The following is a 17,668-nucleotide window of genomic DNA, read 5'->3' on the forward strand; positions in this document are numbered from 1 at the left end:
TAAAATAATGTAGAAAGGACAATGCTTGAATAAAATAAAATTAGAACAACCAAAATCAGGCTCACAATTGGTGCTTGAAACGTTACGCGAACTAGGTGTGAAGTATATTTTTGGTTATCCTGGTGGTGCCATGTTGCCACTTTATGATGCGATATATGATTTTGATGGGATTCAACATATTTTAGCGCGTCATGAACAAGGTGCAACCCACGAAGCAGAAGGATATGCAAAAGCTTCTGGAGAAGTTGGCGTTGTCGTTGTTACAAGTGGTCCTGGGGCTACAAATACCATCACAGGAATTGCGGATGCTTATTTGGACTCGGTGCCTTTACTTGTTTTTACTGGTCAGGTCGGGAGAGCTGCGATTGGAAAAGATGCGTTTCAAGAGGCGGATACTGTTGGAATTACAGCACCAATTACTAAATACAACTACCAAATACGAGATACAGCTGATATTCCACGTGTGGTCACAGAGGCATATTATTTAGCGAGAACAGGGCGTCCTGGACCTGTTGAAATTGACTTGCCTAAGGATATTTCAACTTTAGAGGTCCAAGAAATAAATGATCCGCAATTAAATCTACCCTATTATCATGAGACTGAAAATGCGGATTGGGATGATTTAAAACCAATTTTAGATCAATTGAAGATTTGTAAAAAGCCATTGATTTTAGCAGGTGGTGGCTTGAATTATGCAGATGCAGTTCCAGAATTTAGAGCGTTTGTCGAACGCTACAATATTCCTGTAGTGTCCACGCTATTAGGCTTAGGCACATTGCCTATTGAACATGAATTATCCCTTGGAATGGGAGGTATGCACGGCTCATATGCTGCAAATATGGCTTTGGTTCAGTGTGATTTTTTGATCAATTTGGGGTCACGTTTTGATGATCGCATGGTTGGGAAACCTGATAAATTTGCAGAGCATGCTGTGATTGCACACATTGATATTGATCCTGCAGAGCTTGGAAAAATTGTCAAGACGGACATACAAATTGTGTCAGACTTAAAAGTTGCTCTAAAAAAACTTGTCAGTGCTGACAAAGTCACTTCGGATTATCAAAATTGGTTGTCACTACTGACAGAAGATAAAAAACGTGCTCCATTTTCTTATGATCCTGCAGATCAGTATATTCGCCCTCAAGAAGTGATTGAAATCATTGGACGTTATACAAAGGGAGATGCGATTATCGTGACAGATGTTGGCCAACACCAAATGTGGACGGCTCAGTACTATCCTTACAAAAACAAGCGGCAACTGATTACTTCAGGTGGAATGGGGACGATGGGCTTTGGAATTCCAGCAGCTATCGGAGCCAAATTAGCTTGTCCTGAAAAAGAAGTGATTCTTTTTGTTGGGGATGGTGGATTTCAAATGACAAATCAAGAGCTCGCTTTGCTGAATGGCTATGGTTTAGCGATTAAAGTGGTCTTGATTAATAATCATTCACTGGGAATGGTACGGCAATGGCAAGAAGCATTTTATGATGAGCGCAGAAGTGAATCTGTTTTTGATGCTGAGCCTAATTTCCAACTTTTAGCTGAGGCTTATGGCATCAAGCATGTTCATTTTACTGATCCTAAAACGATTGAAGCGGATCTGTCAGTACTGACAGAAAATGTTCCAATGCTAATTGAGATCGGAATTTCTAAAACCGAGAAGGTCTTGCCTATGGTTCCTGCTGGTTTTAATAATGACGAAATTATTGGTGTTCGTTTTTTGGATGACATCGGAGGTGAACAAGCATGAGAAGGATGATTGTCGCTAAATTAAACAATGTGACTGGTGTGCTCAATCGTTTCACAGCTGTGCTTAACCGCAGGCAAATCAATATCGTTTCTGTTTCTGCTGGAATTACTGAAAATTATAGCGTGTCTAACATCACAGTTGTTGTTGATGTGGACGATTTATTTGGAATGGAACAGATTATAAAGCAACTCAACCGTTTGATTGATGTGATTGAAGTCGAAGATTTGACGGATTTAGCACACGTAGAGCGTGAAGTGATTTTGCTAAAAGTTGAGGCTCCAGCAAGTAAACGTGCTGAAATTTTCACAATGATTGATCCATTTAGAGCTAGTGTCATCGATGTTTCAAACGAAAACATCACCATTCAAGCAACAGGTCAAATTGATAAAATCGAAGCCCTGATTGCAATTGTTAAACCTTACGGTATTTTGAATCTCTCAAGAACAGGTGCTACTGGGCTTGAAAGAGGTTGATTTTATAAAAACGTCATAATATAAATTATGTTAAATTAAAGGAGAATTAAATATGTCAGTTACAATGTATTACGAAGAAGATGTTGCTACACCAGCACTTGCTGGTAAAAAATGCTGTGTCGTTGGATACGGTTCTCAAGGTCATGCGCATGCCCAAAATTTGCGTGATAGCGGACTCGATGTGATTATTGGGGTACGTCATGGTAAATCTTTTGATAAAGCAAAAGAAGATGGTTTTGAAGTTTATGAAGTTGCTGAAGCTGTTGCTAAAGCTGATGTTATCATGGTGCTTGCGCCAGATGAAATTCAAGCAGATCTTTATGCTTCTGAGATTGCACCAAACTTGAAATCTGGCTCTGCAATCGGTTTTGCACATGGATTTAATGTTCACTTTGGCTATATTAAAGTGCCTGAAGATGTTGATGTATTCATGGTTGCGCCAAAAGGCCCTGGTCATTTGGTTCGTCGGACTTACACCGAAGGTTTTGGTGTTCCAGCATTATTTGTTTCTCACCAAAATGCGACAGGTCATGCACGTGAAATTGCGATGTCATGGGCAAAAGGTGTCGGATGCGCTCGCGTTGGAATTATCGAAACGACGTTTAAAGAAGAAACAGAAGAAGATCTTTTTGGTGAACAAAATGTCCTTATGGGAGGGGTCACTCACTTGATTCAAGCTGGTTTTGAAGTTTTAACTGAGGAAGGTTATGCACCTGAATTGGCTTATTTTGAAGTTTGTCATGAAATGAAACTGATTGTGGACTTGATTTACGAGGGTGGTTTCACTAAAATGCGTCAATCTTGTTCAAATACAGCAGAATTTGGGGATTTTGTCACAGGTCCACGTATCATCACTGATGAAGTGAAAGAAAACATGCGTGCGGCACTTAAAGATATTCAATCTGGTAAGTTTGCTCAAGACTTCGTTGATGACTACAAAGCAGGCTTCCCACGTTTGAAAGCTTATCGAAAAGAAGCTGCGCAATTACCAATTGAAATTATTGGTGCTGAACTTCGAAAAGCAATGCCATTCACTCAAGCTGGCGATGATGACGCATTTAAAATTTATCAATAATCAGATAAATCAATGTGAAACGTATTTACCATTCTGTCAGTACTGACAGAATGGTTTTCATGTAAAAAAGGAGAAAAAATGCTGTCAGTCAATGATGTCAAGAAAGCTTACGAAGTTTTAAAACCTGTTGTATTTAAAACTGCACTGACTTACGATAAATATTTATCAGAGAAATACCATGCAAACATTTATTTGAAACATGAAAATGAACAACGTGTGCGTTCATTTAAATTGCGTGGGGCTTATTATGCCATTAGTCAATTAACAAAAGAAGAACGAAAAAACGGTGTCGTTTGTGCGAGTGCGGGCAATCACGCGCAGGGCGTTGCTTATGCTGCTAATGAATTACAAATTCAAGCGACCATTTTTATGCCCGTGACAACACCCAATCAAAAAATTTCTCAAGTTAGATTTTTCGGAGGTTCTCACGTCCAAATTGAATTAATTGGAGATACGTTTGACGAGGCAGCAAAGGCAGCAAAAAACTTCTCAATTACGCATCAAAAAACATTTGTTGATCCATTTGATGATGAAAATGTCATGGCTGGACAAGGGACAGTGGCGCTTGAAATCTTTGATCAAGCTGAAAAAGAAGGCATCAAATTTGATAAAATGCTCGTGCAGATTGGTGGCGGTGGATTAATTTCTGGAATGGCAACCTATAGCCTAGCTACACACCCCGAAGTAGAAGTGATTGGGATTGAAGCAGCTGGAGCGATGTCAATGCGGGCAGCCTATAATTCTGGACGTCCAGTAACCTTAAATCACATTGATAAATTTGCTGATGGTATTGCTGTGGCGACTGCTGGTCAAAAAACATTTGCAACAATCAAAGATAAGGTTGAGCGATTATTATCTGTAGATGAAGGGTTAATTTCAGAAACCATTTTAGAGCTGTATTCTAAAGTCGGACTTGTTGCAGAGCCTGCTGGAGCAGCTGCTGTCGCAGCACTTGAGGTCATTAAAGATGAGATCGTTGGTCAAACGATTGTTTGTTTGATTAGTGGTGGAAACAACGACATTAGTCGAATGCAAGAAATCGAAGAACGCACACAGATATATCAAGGTGTTAAACATTATTTTGTGGTGAATTTTCCACAACGGCCTGGTGCACTTCGGCAGTTTGTCAATGAGATATTGGGACCAAATGATGATATCACTCGATTTGAGTACATTAAACGTGCTAGCAAAGGAAAAGGACCATGTCTGATTGGAATTTTACTTTCTGACAAACAAGATTATGATGCATTGTTGGAGCGAATCACTCAATTTGATCCCAATTATGTGAATCTCCATGGTAATGAAAGTCTATACAACTTACTTGTCTAAATTTTGATTCTGTCAGTACTGACGACATCCTTTTCAAACTAAATTTTGGTATAATGGAAAAGAAGATTAAAGGAGATTAATTTATCATGACAGAAATCACAAAACTTTATCAATATAATACGTTAAGCGCGTTAATGTCTGGATTATATGAAGGAACAATGACAATTGGAGAACTCCTAAAACACGGAGATCTTGGCGTGGGAACACTTGATTCCATTGATGGAGAATTGATTGTTTTAGATGGAAAAGCTTATCAAGCTAAAGGAGATAAAACCATCACAGAACTCTCAAATGATGTTAAAGTCCCTTATGCAGCAGTCGTTTTCCATCGTGCAGAAGTCGTTTTTAAACAGCGTTATAAAACGACCTATGAAGAAATTAAACAGCGCATTGAAAGTTACTTTGATGGTGAAAATCTTTTCCGTTCCATTAAAATCAAAGGTCGGTTCTCTAAAATGCACGTCAGAATGATTCCACGGGCAGAAGAAGGAGTGAAATTTGTCGAAGTTTCACATCATCAACCAGAATATTCTGAGGATGATGTGACTGGAACAATTGTTGGCATTTGGACACCAGAGATGTTTCATGGTGTTGGCGTTGCGGGATATCATTTACATTTCATTTCTGATGATTTCAGTTTTGGAGGACACATTTTAGACTTTGAAATGGATGAGGGAGAAGTTGAAATAGGAGCGATTGATCAACTTGAACAAGCTTTTCCTGTTCAAGATCGGAAATATCTTTTTGCTAAATTAAACCTTGAAGAACTAAAAAAAGACATTGATGTAGCAGAAGCAACACAAGACAAGTAAATTAAAAAATCTATCCAGTTTTGATAGATTTTTTTTGTGATTTTTTCGCTCCAATTTCGTATAGAAAAGTAAGGAGAATTTAAATGATTATATCAAATTTCACAATATATCGATGGAAAAATGCAGGAATGACAAATCTTAATGTTTATCGCCTACTTAAATACCTCAAAAAAAACCCAGAACAAATAAGTTTAAGAACGATGGCAAAAATAGGACAAGTAAAATCAATTCCTGATTTTATCGAACGTTTTAAATCACAAGATGTTCAAACACTAAGAGAGCAGTTCAAACAATTTCCATCATTTTCTATTCTTGATGCTTGTTATCCAGTCCGACTCAAGAATATTTATAATCCCCCTGTTCTTTTATTTTATCAGGGAAATTTAGAGCTGTTAAGTAAGCAGAAAATCGCATTTGTCGGCAGTCGCAACCCATCCATTGATGGCATCAAGTCTGTCCAAAAAATCATAAAAGAAATGAATAATCACTTTGTTGTTGTAAGTGGCTTAGCCAAGGGAATTGATGCTGCAAGTCACATTGCAAACCTAAAAAATGGTGGATTAACGATTGCTGTCATTGGAACAGGATTGGACACTTTTTACCCCTCTGAAAATAGACTACTTCAAGAATACCTCTCAAAAAAGCAACTCCTCCTCACAGAGTACGGCCCAGGGGAAAAGGCCCTCAAATTTCATTTCCCAGAACGCAACCGTATCATTGCAGGATTAGCTAAAGGCGTTGTTGTTGCACAAGCCAAGATAAGAAGTGGGAGTCTCATCACTTGCGAGCGTGCGATGGAAGAAGGACGAGACGTTTTTGCCATTCCAGGTTCAATCCAAGAGAGTTATTCAGCAGGATGTCATCATCTCATCCAGCAAGGGGCAAAATTAATCACACAAGGAAATGATATTTTAGAAGAATACGAATTCTAACCGATAGATTTAAATGTAGATTTAATAAAATAAAGTCCATTACTTCATCGCGCTATATTATGATACAATAAATAAAAACAAATAACTTTTAATTTATAAACGATGGAGGAATGATGTACTTTAAGCGCTTTGCACAACTTTTTTTAATTTTCTTTTTAGCCATACTAATTTTTTTAGCTGTTTTTGAAACGAATTTTACTGGAAATGTTGGTATAACCTTTATTTTTGCAACGATTATCGCCTATATTTTCTTAACACTCCCATTGGTTTTTCTTACATTGGCTAAAAGTAAGAAAAAAGAAAGCATCGTGGGAACACAAAATGAACACGGTGATTTTTCGCGTTATTTACAAGAAGTTCCAGGATATGTTGCATTATCAACACAAAATTCCAAAGGGATAACCTCAACTACACTCATGAGTTTTACCCAATCTAAAAGACACGAAAATATCCTTTACATGGTCACAGATCGAAATGCTCGCAAGGTTCAAGAAATGAAAACACATCCACAAGTTAGTTTTACCAGCTGGTTAAATAACCTCGAGAATGGAGCACGTCTCTCCTCGAATCAAGTGCATGTCGAACTATTTGAAGAAATCAATGAAAATAAAAAATTAATTGAAGCAGAACCGCATATCCTTGCACTCCACGAAAATGCTGCGCATATGACCATTATCCAATTAACCTGTGATTCTATTCTTTATGAAAACTTCAAAGAAGGATCTAAAATTTTAGATTTTAGAACGTCACAGTAACGTCCTTAATCATTTTTAGCATCAAAATTGACGGAGTGTATGGTATATTTTTTAATACGTTCGAGATTTACTGAAACACCCAATCCAATACCATTTGGAAGTTTCATTTTCCCGTTCACAAATTTAATTTCTGGAGAAATGAGATCTTCTTTAAAATAATGAGAAGCATCTGATAAATCTCCTGGCATTACGTTATCAGCTAATCCAGAAAGTTGAACATGTAAAATTTTAGAGATGCCTGTTTCTACCATACTTCCCACCCAAAATCTAATGTGGTGTGCCCTGCAGATGTTGATTGCCTCACGAATCTGATAAAGTCCTCCGAGACGTCCGATTTTGAGATTTACCCATTTTTTTCCAGGTACATTACATAATTTATTTAATGTAAAAAGTGAAGTTATATTTTCATCAAAGCAAACAGGTGTATTTAAATCTTTCAAAATGTTTTGATAATCTGAAATATTTTGTGTATCAAATGGTTCTTCAATACATAATAACGCTAATTTATCTAATTTTTTATATTCATTCAATTGACTCCATTTATATGAACGGTTGGCATCAACCGCAAAATCAAGAGTAGGAAAAAGCGTCATCACCTGTTTCATTTTTTTATATGCATTTTCTGGATGAACTTTAATTTTAATTCTTCGAACACCATCTTTTTTCAATTTTTCAATCTCGTTTATCGTTTGTTCAATCCCAAGATCGCTGATGACCGCACCGCGCTCTATTGAGTCATTAAAATGCTCTCCTTTAAAAATCTCACGCATCAGTATTTGATTTTTCTCTTTATAATAAAGATCCAACAAGGCATTTTCTAATCCTGCAATGGCCATCGGAAAAATTTCCTCATTTTTTAATAACTCGTGAATTTCAAAAGGATGATTTAAAGGATGGTGAAGCAGTTTTGGAATATAATGATGATAAAGTGCATCGAAAGACATTTCTTGCGTTTCAGCACTATAAAATGGCGTCAAAAAACTGACTACTTCACCAAACCCCATTATTCCGTTCTCATTTTCGATCATAATAATGAGACTATCACGAACATTTAATTCTGTTTTTGCAGTTTTAAAACTGAATTTCAATGGGATTTTAATTTGATGAATCGAGATGTGCTTGATTTTCATATTTTTCCTTCTCTAAATGTGCCTTGATCAATCGATTATATTCAACAGGAGCTTCAAGATGAATATTATGGCCAACACCTGAAACAATCACTGAAACATCCTTAAAGTGAGTCCGAGCAAGTTTTGTATATTTTAAATCCAATGCTCCAGCCAAATATAGCATCTTTTCTTGCATTTTTAAACGTTCATTTTTTATCGCTGGGATTTGACCCTGTCCAGTTGAACGTAAAGTGAGTGCAAGGGCATGAGGGGAATTTTCAATCCGTTGTTTATGAAGCGCATTTTTAAGCGATTGATCTAAGTTTTTTTGCGATGCAAAGATAGGAAGCCCTCCCCAAAATTCAGAAAACCACGTTGTGCCTTTATTTTCAATTTCAGATGCGAGCTTTTCATCTGATGTCCGTCTTTTTAACCGTCTTTTCTCATCCGAAATACCAAGAGAAGAAGATTCAATAATCAAATCATCAACGGAATTAGAACCATAAGTTTCTACATAATTTAAGGCTATTCGTCCCCCCATAGAATATCCAAGAAGAATAAAAGAACGGTCTTTAAACAATTGGTGAATAATTTGATGAATTTGATCCAATATTGCATTCAATTGATAAGGTTCTTGATCAATTGGTTTGTCAGATTTTCCGTGTCCAATTAAATCCAGTGCAAAAACCTCATAACCGTCAATAGATAGTCTATCCCAGCTCTCAGCATTCTGTGCAAAACCATGGAGTGCCAAAATCGGTTTTCCTTTTCCATGTCTTCTGATGCGAAATTGAAGATGATTTATTTCAATCATTTGATCTTTAAAATTCATTTTTTGTGTATTTTTCATGTAATAAAAGACTTAAATTTTTATTTGTTCTTACCTCTAACAGGTGTACTCCAGTTTTTTTGCTCATTTTCATGAGTTGATCTCGAAACATTGCATCACTTGTGATTAACGTATAGTCTAGATGAAACAATTGCTTAAGTCCTGAAAAATCTACCCCATGTGGTGTTGAAAATAGATAATCAAAATAAGGCAGATTTTTTTGTGCCAAATGATGGAAAATGCCACCACCATCGTTATTAAATAGGACAATAGTAAGATTGAGTTCATGAGTTTTACCAATCAAAAGTCCATTCATATCATGAATCATGGATAAATCTCCAGTAATCAAAAGGGTCGGTTTTCCTGTTGTAGAAAGTCCAAGTGCAGTAGATTCTTGTCCATCAATCCCATTTGTACCACGATTTCCAAAAAATGTTATCGATGAATTTTTAGCTTCCCAAAAATAATCTACATCTCTAATTTCCATTGAATTGGACACTAAAATCTGAGTTTCATCATTTAAAACTTCTTGGATCAGTTGAATATACTTCCCTTCAAAGGATTCATTTTCATTTTTAACACGATTCAATTTTTTTCTCATCTTTTCTTGAGCTTCTTGCCAAAGCAAAAGAAAAGCATCATTTCTATTGAATGATTGAATCGCTTCACAAAAACTTTTAATATCGGATTGAATCATTAAAGTCGTCGTAAGAAGTGGATTTCGATATTCGAGCGTTTCATCTACTTGAATGTACTGCGCCTGTTTATTATTATTGATCATTTGTTGCACTCGTTTTGAAACAGGAATTTGCCCAAATTGAATAAATAGGTCAGGTTGCAATTTTTCTTGAAGTGTATGATCTACCAAAAAAGCATCATAAGCATCAATAATCACTGGACTTTCAAAGCTTCGAAGATTAGAGAGTGGATCACAAAGTAAAGGGGCTTTTATCCGCTCAGCAAGTTCAATCATCTCTTTTTGTGCAGTTAAATTACTATCTGGTCCGGCTAAAATGACTATTTTCCCAGAAAGATCTGGAAGATATGAAGGGTGTAACATGGCCTTTTGTATTTGAAAAGGAAAAAATTCTTTTTTAAAATAATTAGGATTTAAATCTGGAATCAAAGGTTCATCAACGGGAACATTAAGATGTACCGGCCCTTTAGGGAGATTTTGGGCAGATAAAATCAGTCGTTGAGCTACTTTTCTAGGATAGGACCAAAAATTTTCTTTGTTTGGAGTAGAAAGTTGCTCATCATGTTTTACAAAACTTCCAAAGTAAGCAGTTTGATTGACCGTTTGTGGGGCTCCAACAAATTGAAGGTGATTGGGGCGATCAGCAGTCAAGACAATCAATGGGATTCGACTGTGTTTTGCTTCTGTTAAAGCAGGGAGATAATGGGCACCAGCAGAACCTGATGTACAAACGAGGACGACAGGACGCTTGTGTGATTTTGCAATACCTAAAGCAAAAAAAGCAGCAGATCGTTCATCAATATTAACAAATGTTTTATATTTTTTGTAATGTGTAAAATAAAGTGCAAGTGTGGTTGATCGAGAACCTGGACTAAACACAACCTCTCTTACCCCTAAATGAAAGAATTCATCAACTAGTGGTGCTAGGAATTCGTTTTTTAAATCCATCAAATTAGAGTGCCTCCAATATTGTTTGTAATTTTAATTTTATCTCCTCATATTCAGAATGACAATCTGATTCAGAAACTATGCCACATCCAGCAAAAGCATACAAATACTCCGATGTAAATAAGGCAGAACGAATCCCAACAATGATTGTTCCATCCCCATTTTGCTTAACTAATCCGCACGGAGCAGCATAGAGACCACGCTCATGTTTTTCATGGATTTTTATAAAATGAAGTGCATCTTTTTGAGGGAATCCGCCTAGAGCAGGAGTAGGATGCAACATTTTTGCCCATGCTATCAATGAAGCTTTTTTGTCTATTAAACTCAGTTGCGTTCTCAAGTGGTAGACATTTTTTAGAGCGACTGTTTCTATTTTTGATACATTAACCTCATCGCTTACCTTGAGCATTTTTTCTTTAATACTTTTGACGACAATTTGATGTTCCAATCTATTTTTAGAATCATTTAATAAAAGCTGTGATGCATTTTTTATTCCCTTTGACATCGTCCCAGCAAGCGCATAACTCATAATTTTTTGTCCCTGTTTTTTTACTAAAATCTCTGGAGAAGCACCGCAAAAAACGAAATCCCCTTTTTGATATGCAAAAACAAACGCTTGCGGATTATTTTTCATGAGGCGTTTTAAAATGCCTTCAAATTGAAAATGTCCTGATAAATTTTTTAGAGTGATCCTTTGTGAAGCGACGATTTTTTCTATCTTTTGAGTTGAAAGTGCATCTTGAATGTCTTGAAAAAGATGCTCCCACTCAGACTTATCTTTTTCTAATAATTTAAGATGCGGATGAAATTCAGGAATTTCTTGATCTACAATTGTAGGCAAAGTTTCTAAAGCAATCGAGTATAATTTATTTTTTTCTTTATTGTTTAAATCAACAGTATAATAATGTTTAAAAGTAACAAGTTCTTTGGTTATTGATCCCCATGTTTTTCCCTTGATTTGATCAAAAAAAGGCTGTGTATAAAAAGCGAATGGAGCGTTAGAAATGTCCTTTTCATCAATCGTTTCCATTTTTTCACACCCCATTACAATGTTTTGTTCTATGGGATCAAACCAAAAAAAACGCTGATCTGCTACAGGAAAAGCAGACCAAAAAGATAACGGTTCTTTTAAAGTAACATTCCTATAAGTATAGTTTTTCATGTAAGTATTATAACATAAATGAATTTCACGAGTGTCAGTTTGGATTAAGCACTTCTCTTTTGCAACAATAAAATATAAAACAACAGTGCTTTTCACGTGAGATTTTTTAAGGATGTAGCTATAATTTTACTATCTGCTTAAAGTTGCTTTTTCCTATAAGAAAACATAAATACTTGACTTATTAAAAAAAACCTTTTATGATGAGAGAGGATCAAATCGTTCTTACTTGACAAGGGAAAAAAGAACAAGTAAAATTGGTCTGATTTAACGTTTGAAAACTGTGACATGCATTAAAATCATTAAATAAAAATATTTTAAGTAGAAAGAACCCATGCCAATAACTGAAAAAACAAAAACAAAACCTAAGGCAAAGAAAAAAGCGGTAACAAAAAAAATAAAAGCAGGAAAAAATCTTGTTATTGTAGAATCACCTGCTAAAGCTAAGACCATCGAAAAATATTTGGGTCGTAACTTTAAAGTTGTTGCTTCTGTCGGACATATTCGAGATTTGAAAAAATCAAGTATGTCGGTTGATATTGAAAATGAATATACTCCACAATATATTAATATCCGTGGAAAAGCACCTTTGATTAATTCGCTTAAAAAAGAGGCAAAAGCTGCAAAAGCCGTCTATCTTGCAAGTGACCCGGACCGAGAAGGAGAAGCAATTGCTTGGCATTTAGCTCATATCTTAAATTTGCCACTAGAAGAAAAAAATCGGGTTGTCTTTAATGAAATAACGAAAGACGCTGTTAAAAATGCATTTAAAGAGCCACGAGTCATTGATGTTGATCTCGTTGATGCGCAGCAAGCACGACGTATCTTAGATCGACTGGTTGGTTATTCTATTAGTCCAATCCTATGGAAAAAAGTAAAAAAAGGCTTATCTGCTGGGCGAGTTCAATCTATTGCTCTGAAATTGATTGTTGATCGCGAAAATGAAATTAATGCCTTTGTTCCCAAAGAATACTGGAGCATCAATGGTGAATTTAAAAAAGGAACTAAAAAATTTACAGCAGCTTTTTGGGGAGTCGATGGAAAAAAACGCGCACTTGATCACAATGATGATGTGATTGAGGTAATGGAGCGACTTGATGGCCCTGATTTTAAGGTTGAAAAGGTAGAGAAGAAAAAAAGAACACGCAACGCTCCTTTACCTTACACCACAAGCTCTCTTCAACAAGATGCTGCCAATAAAATTAATTTCCGAACCAGAAAAACAATGATGGTTGCGCAACAATTGTACGAGGGAATTACTTTAGGAACGCAAGGACATCAGGGGTTGATCACGTATATGCGTACGGATTCCACACGGATTTCTCCAGTAGCACAAGTTGCTGCAGCGCAGTATATTGTTGATCAATTTGGAGAAGCTTATAGTAAGCACGGATCGAAAATCAAAAATGCTGCTGGGGCACAGGATGCTCACGAAGCGATTCGCCCTTCTAATGTATTTAACACACCTGATTTGATTGCGAAATATCTTGATAAAGATCAATTAAGACTTTATACGCTCATTTGGAATCGTTTTGTTGCGAGTCAAATGACTGCTGCACTTTATGATACTGTAAAGGTGAATCTCACACAAAATGGAGTAATTTTTACAGCGAACGGCTCTCAAGTTAAATTTGACGGGTATTTGAAGATTTATAATGATGCTGATAAAAACAATATGTTGCCAGAAATGCAAGAAGGAGAACTGGTTAAAAAAACTGCTCTAAAACCAGAGCAACACTTTACTCAACCTCCTGCACGCTATTCTGAAGCGACATTGGTTAAGACGCTTGAAGAAATCGGAGTAGGTCGTCCATCGACTTATGCACCAACTTTAGAAACGATTCAGAAACGCTATTATGTGCGTTTGGTGACCAAGCGTTTTGAACCGACAGAACTTGGTGAAATTGTCAATACGTTGATCGTTGAATTCTTCCCAAATATAGTCAATACTGAATTTACTGCTGAAATGGAAAGAGATTTGGATGAAGTAGAAGAGGGAAAACAAAGATGGGTTTCTGTCGTTGACCAATTTTATAAACCGTTTGCAAAAGAACTTAATAAAGCAGAAGTAGAGATGGAAAAAATCCAAATTAAAGATGAGCCAGCTGGATTTGATTGTGATTTGTGCGGTCATCCAATGGTCATTAAACTTGGTCGTTTTGGTAAATTTTATGCTTGCAGTAATTTCCCTGATTGTCATAATACCAAAGCCATTGTCAAGGAAATTGGTGTCACGTGTCCTTTATGTCACAAGGGGCAAGTGATTGAACGGAAAACTAAGAAAAATCGCCTTTTTTATGGTTGTGATCGCTATCCTGAATGTGAATTTACAAGTTGGGATAAACCCGTGGGACGCGATTGTCCAAAATCAGGGCATTATTTAGTGGAGAAGAAAGTCCGTGGCGGTGGGAAACAAGTGGTTTGTTCGTCTGATACCTGTGATTATGAAGAAGAAAAGCAAAAATAACTCCTTTATGAGTTTAAGTTAGAAAGATAGTGATGAAAAAAACACATATTAACGTAATTGGTGCAGGGTTAGCTGGATCAGAAGCGGCATATCAAATTGCAAAGCGTGGGATTCCAGTTAAATTATATGAAATGCGTGGCGTTAAACCTACTCCTCAGCATAAAACAACAAAATTTGCGGAATTGGTTTGTTCCAACTCTTTTCGAGGTGCTGCTTTAACAAATGCTGTTGGACTTTTGAAAGAAGAGATGCGGCGCTTAGACTCTGTGGTTATTCGTTCAGCAAATGCAACACAGGTCCCAGCAGGTGGTGCCTTAGCTGTCGATCGTGAAGGTTTTTCAGATTTCATCACAAATGAACTGACTCACCATCCATTGATTGAAATTATTCGTGGTGAAATCACAGAGATTCCAGAAGATGAGATAACGATTATTGCTACAGGCCCTTTAACTTCAGATTCATTAGCACAAAAAATCCATGAATTCAATGGAGGAAGTGGGTTTTATTTTTATGATGCCGCAGCTCCTATCGTAGATATTTCATCTGTTGATTTGAGTAAGGTGTATAAAAAGTCTCGATATGATAAAGGCGAAGCAGCTTATTATAATTGTCCAATGACAAAAGAACAATTTAATGCTTTTCAAGCGGCACTAATTGGTGCTGAGACTGCTGACCTTCATACATTTGAAAAAATGAAAGTTTTTGAAGGATGTATGCCGATTGAAGAGATGGCAAGTCGTGGTTATAAAACAATGCTCTATGGGCCAATGAAGCCTGTTGGGTTAGAGTATCCAGAGAGTTACGAAGGACCACGAGATGGAGATTTTAAAACACCTTATGCTGTGGTTCAATTGCGGCAAGATGATGCGGCTGCTTCACTTTACAATATCGTAGGCTTTCAAACCCATTTGAAATGGGGGGAACAAAAACGCGTCTTTCAAATGATACCTGGTCTTGAACAAGCGGAGTTTGTTAGATATGGTGTGATGCATCGCAATTCATACATGGATTCTCCAAATCTATTGACTCAAACATTCCAGTCTAAAAAACAAGAAAATCTATTTTTTGCTGGTCAAATGACAGGAGTTGAAGGGTATGTAGAATCTGCTGCAGCCGGACTTGTGGCTGGAATTAATGCGGCTAAATTGTATAATGGAGAAAGTAAAGTTATTTTCCCTAGAACAACGGCTATTGGAAGCCTGCCTTACTATATCACACACACTGACAGTAAGCATTTTCAGCCAATGAATGTTACTTTCGGAATTATGGAAGAACTGGGTGGCGAACGTATTCGGGATAAGAAAGAACGTTATACAAAAGTTGCTGAGCGTGCGTTGTCAGTACTGACAGAAATTATTGAAGTAAATCAATTGGAAGATTAAAAATATTAACGCTCACAGTAAATGAAATTAAATGAAAAGCCATCAATTCTGATGGCTTTTAACTTTTATTATAGAAAATGACTGGGCTAACTAATGGATTTCCGAGTGATCAAAGGAGGATTTTAGGTTAGCAGTGAAAATCTGAAGGTCTTTTATAAATTGGTCTGAACATTCATTGAGAGTCATTTCTATCGCCTTTTCTTCGGCAACATGAATAGGTTCTAGGATTTGATTTGCGAAATCAAGTCCCGCAGGAGTGAGTGAAATTTGTAGTTCTCTTTTTGCTCCAGTGATTGGTTTTAGAGAGATGTAGCCGTTGGCTTGACATTCCTTAATGATTGTATTTAGCGTCGTTCGTGGGAAAAGCCAATCTTTTTGAAGACTTTTTTGAGTATGAATTTTTTCATCTGCGATTGCGTACAGTAGATAAAGTGTGTTTGCTTTTACTCCCCTCCACTTCGCGCCTAAATCATATAATCCTTCGATTGTGTTTACCAAAGTAATGATTTCTCTTATGTTTTCTCTGTGAGTTTTCATGATATTATCCTAAATTTTTTTATTTATTATAATCCGAATTTGGAATAATGTCAATTAAAAAAGGTTAAATCAAAAGCTTGATTATAATCCGAATTAGGATTATAATAGAACTAACAAAGGAATAAATCTGCAAAAGTGGCTCTCATGTCACATTTACCGATTGTTCCTTTTTGAATGGAGGAAATGATGCAGAACAAAAAAAGGATGATTTACATTGCTATATTTAATTTATTTTTGGTTTTTGTGGGTGTAGGATTAGTTGTTCCTATCATGCCAGATTTAAGAAATCAGATGGGATATTCAGGAACAACAATGGGGATGATGATTTCTATTTTTGCAATTGCTCAATTAATTGCCTCTCCGATAACGGGTTTTTTATCTGATAAAATGGGAAGAAAAAAGATTATCGCAGTCGGAATGCTCATTTTTGCGGTCTCTGAGCTCATTTTTGGTCTGGCACAAAGTTTACCATTGTTTTATTTCTCACGTGCGCTTGGAGGAGTATCAGCAGCAATGATTATGCCATCTGTCACTGCTTATGTTGCAGATTTAACAAATCTTTTGGAAAGACCAAAAGCAATGGGGTATGTTTCAGCAGCGATCAGTGGGGGATTTATCATTGGTCCTGGTTTAGGTGGACTTGTTGCTTCTGGAAATATCCGAAATCCTTTTTTTGCCGCAGCGATACTAGGTCTTTTTGCCTTTTTCATCACTTTATTTGGCCTTAAAGAATCCCACCCATTAAAATCAGTCCAAGAAGAAGTAGAACAAAAAACTTCTGTTTATAACGTCTTAAAAGAGCCCTTCTTTATTTCACTTTTTGTGATTATTTTGATTTCATCTTTCGGACTGCAGTCTTTTGAGTCTATCTATAGTGTTATGGCAAATGCGAATTTTGGATTTAATACTCAAGCCATTGCACTGATTATCACAGTGAGTGGGATTTTTGCATTAATCGTTCAAATTTTTTATTTTGATCGAATTGTTCAAAAAATTGGTGAGATTCGATTAATACAATATTCATTTTTCTTAAGTGCGATATTCATCGCATTAATCGCAATAACGCGAAGCAATATTGTCGTTCTGATTTCAACATTTATTGTATTTTTAGCTTTTGATCTCTTTAGACCTGCAGTTACCACCTATTTATCAAAAAATGCAGGAGATCAGCAAGGAACAATTAATGGATTGAATTCTACTTTTACGAGTTTTGGAAATATCCTAGGACCACTCGCAGCTGGAGCATTATTTGATGTGAATCATTTTTTCCCATATTTCGTATCTGCGCTTATCTTATTAGTGACAGGATTTCTCTCTTTACGAATGAAAAAATTAAAAAGTAATCATTAAGTATCAACAATTTCAGTTTTTATCAAAAAATGAAGAAATTCAATGAATTGATATTGAATAGTTT

The 17,668-nt window shown here is 36.3% G+C and carries 15 protein-coding genes; 10 read left to right on the plus strand and 5 right to left on the minus strand.

Annotation, left to right across the window (positions count from 1 at the left end; all coding sequences use genetic code 11):
• The first annotated feature begins 25 nt into the window (after positions 1-25).
• The 7 genes from GHI93_RS09955 to GHI93_RS09985 all read left to right on the plus strand — a co-directional run bounded on the left by GHI93_RS09955 (position 26) and on the right by GHI93_RS09985 (position 7,126).
• Positions 26-1,750, plus strand: a complete 1,725-nt coding sequence (locus GHI93_RS09955) for an acetolactate synthase large subunit (RefSeq protein ID WP_153496910.1) — start codon at positions 26-28, stop codon at positions 1,748-1,750.
• On the plus strand, positions 1,747-2,223 hold the full coding sequence (ilvN, locus tag GHI93_RS09960; RefSeq protein WP_153496911.1) for an acetolactate synthase small subunit: 477 nt from the start codon (positions 1,747-1,749) through the stop codon (positions 2,221-2,223). The genes GHI93_RS09955 and ilvN overlap by 4 nt, the downstream gene beginning before the upstream one ends.
• A gap of 52 nt (positions 2,224-2,275) precedes the next feature.
• Complete coding sequence (ilvC, locus tag GHI93_RS09965) at positions 2,276-3,298, plus strand: ketol-acid reductoisomerase (protein WP_153496912.1); 1,023 nt, start codon at positions 2,276-2,278, stop codon at positions 3,296-3,298.
• 78 nt (positions 3,299-3,376) lie between these two features.
• Positions 3,377-4,627 (plus strand): threonine ammonia-lyase IlvA, encoded by a 1,251-nt coding sequence (gene ilvA / locus GHI93_RS09970; protein WP_153496913.1) that lies wholly within the window; start codon positions 3,377-3,379, stop codon positions 4,625-4,627.
• Positions 4,628-4,713: 86 nt separating this feature from the next.
• Positions 4,714-5,439, plus strand: coding sequence for an acetolactate decarboxylase (budA, locus tag GHI93_RS09975; RefSeq protein WP_153496914.1), 726 nt, complete (start codon positions 4,714-4,716; stop codon positions 5,437-5,439).
• A gap of 89 nt (positions 5,440-5,528) precedes the next feature.
• On the plus strand, positions 5,529-6,371 hold the full coding sequence (gene dprA, locus GHI93_RS09980; protein WP_343030360.1) for a DNA-processing protein DprA: 843 nt from the start codon (positions 5,529-5,531) through the stop codon (positions 6,369-6,371).
• Positions 6,372-6,481: 110 nt separating this feature from the next.
• Positions 6,482-7,126, plus strand: a complete 645-nt coding sequence (locus tag GHI93_RS09985) for a pyridoxamine 5'-phosphate oxidase family protein (RefSeq protein ID WP_246177078.1) — start codon at positions 6,482-6,484, stop codon at positions 7,124-7,126.
• A 5-nt stretch (positions 7,127-7,131) separates the two neighbouring features.
• On the opposite strand, the gene menC is transcribed toward GHI93_RS09985, so the two are convergent.
• The 4 genes from menC to GHI93_RS10005 are packed head-to-tail and all read right to left on the minus strand — an operon-like array spanning position 7,132 to position 11,739.
• The gene (gene menC, locus GHI93_RS09990; protein ID WP_153496917.1) at positions 7,132-8,256 is read right to left on the minus strand and encodes an o-succinylbenzoate synthase; all 1,125 of its coding nucleotides are present in this window, start codon (positions 8,254-8,256) and stop codon (positions 7,132-7,134) included.
• On the minus strand, positions 8,222-9,067 hold the full coding sequence (gene menH, locus GHI93_RS09995) for a 2-succinyl-6-hydroxy-2,4-cyclohexadiene-1-carboxylate synthase (RefSeq protein WP_170272433.1): 846 nt from the start codon (positions 9,065-9,067) through the stop codon (positions 8,222-8,224). Before menH ends, menC begins: the two co-directional genes overlap by 35 nt.
• Entirely contained in the window at positions 9,057-10,709 is a 1,653-nt protein-coding gene (gene menD / locus GHI93_RS10000; RefSeq protein ID WP_153496919.1) for a 2-succinyl-5-enolpyruvyl-6-hydroxy-3-cyclohexene-1-carboxylic-acid synthase, read from the minus strand. The genes menH and menD overlap by 11 nt, the downstream gene beginning before the upstream one ends.
• 4 nt (positions 10,710-10,713) lie before the next feature.
• Positions 10,714-11,739 (minus strand): isochorismate synthase, encoded by a 1,026-nt coding sequence (locus GHI93_RS10005; protein WP_246177079.1) that lies wholly within the window; start codon positions 11,737-11,739, stop codon positions 10,714-10,716.
• A gap of 463 nt (positions 11,740-12,202) precedes the next feature.
• Between GHI93_RS10005 and topA the strand changes: the two genes are divergently transcribed.
• Together topA and trmFO are read left to right on the plus strand one after the other, a co-directional pair.
• A complete protein-coding gene (gene topA, locus GHI93_RS10010; protein ID WP_153496921.1) occupies positions 12,203-14,335 on the plus strand; it encodes a type I DNA topoisomerase in 2,133 nt (710 codons plus the stop codon).
• Positions 14,336-14,367: 32 nt separating this feature from the next.
• On the plus strand, positions 14,368-15,717 hold the full coding sequence (trmFO, locus tag GHI93_RS10015; protein ID WP_153496922.1) for a methylenetetrahydrofolate--tRNA-(uracil(54)-C(5))-methyltransferase (FADH(2)-oxidizing) TrmFO: 1,350 nt from the start codon (positions 14,368-14,370) through the stop codon (positions 15,715-15,717).
• Between the two features lie 90 nt (positions 15,718-15,807).
• On the opposite strand, the gene GHI93_RS10020 is transcribed toward trmFO, so the two are convergent.
• A complete protein-coding gene (locus GHI93_RS10020; RefSeq protein WP_153496923.1) occupies positions 15,808-16,254 on the minus strand; it encodes a helix-turn-helix domain-containing protein in 447 nt (148 codons plus the stop codon).
• Positions 16,255-16,440: 186 nt separating this feature from the next.
• Between GHI93_RS10020 and GHI93_RS10025 the strand changes: the two genes are divergently transcribed.
• Positions 16,441-17,604 carry an MFS transporter gene (locus GHI93_RS10025; protein WP_153496924.1) on the plus strand — a complete coding sequence of 388 codons (1,164 nt, stop codon included), beginning with the start codon at positions 16,441-16,443 and terminating at the stop codon, positions 17,602-17,604.
• The last annotated feature ends 64 nt before the right edge of the window (positions 17,605-17,668 follow it).

The sequence above is a fragment of the Lactococcus hircilactis genome, from assembly GCF_009601015.1.
Taxonomy (GTDB): domain Bacteria; phylum Bacillota; class Bacilli; order Lactobacillales; family Streptococcaceae; genus Lactococcus; species Lactococcus hircilactis.

Bases quoted from the DNA above. Each gene is read 5' to 3' on its own strand.
- ilvN (WP_153496911.1), top strand. From the start codon at position 1,747: ATGAGAAGGATGATTGTCGCTAAATTAAACAATGTGACTGGTGTGCTC.
- ilvC (WP_153496912.1), top strand. From the start codon at position 2,276: ATGTCAGTTACAATGTATTACGAAGAAGATGTTGCTACACCAGCACTT.
- ilvA (WP_153496913.1), top strand. From the start codon at position 3,377: ATGCTGTCAGTCAATGATGTCAAGAAAGCTTACGAAGTTTTAAAACCT.
- budA (WP_153496914.1), top strand. From the start codon at position 4,714: ATGACAGAAATCACAAAACTTTATCAATATAATACGTTAAGCGCGTTA.
- GHI93_RS09985 (WP_246177078.1), top strand. From the start codon at position 6,482: ATGATGTACTTTAAGCGCTTTGCACAACTTTTTTTAATTTTCTTTTTA.
- menC (WP_153496917.1), bottom strand. From the start codon at position 8,256: ATGAAAATCAAGCACATCTCGATTCATCAAATTAAAATCCCATTGAAA.
- menH (WP_170272433.1), bottom strand. From the start codon at position 9,067: ATGAATTTTAAAGATCAAATGATTGAAATAAATCATCTTCAATTTCGC.
- menD (WP_153496919.1), bottom strand. From the start codon at position 10,709: ATGGATTTAAAAAACGAATTCCTAGCACCACTAGTTGATGAATTCTTT.
- GHI93_RS10005 (WP_246177079.1), bottom strand. From the start codon at position 11,739: ATGGAAACGATTGATGAAAAGGACATTTCTAACGCTCCATTCGCTTTT.
- topA (WP_153496921.1), top strand. From the start codon at position 12,203: ATGCCAATAACTGAAAAAACAAAAACAAAACCTAAGGCAAAGAAAAAA.
- trmFO (WP_153496922.1), top strand. From the start codon at position 14,368: ATGAAAAAAACACATATTAACGTAATTGGTGCAGGGTTAGCTGGATCA.
- GHI93_RS10020 (WP_153496923.1), bottom strand. From the start codon at position 16,254: ATGAAAACTCACAGAGAAAACATAAGAGAAATCATTACTTTGGTAAAC.
- GHI93_RS10025 (WP_153496924.1), top strand. From the start codon at position 16,441: ATGCAGAACAAAAAAAGGATGATTTACATTGCTATATTTAATTTATTT.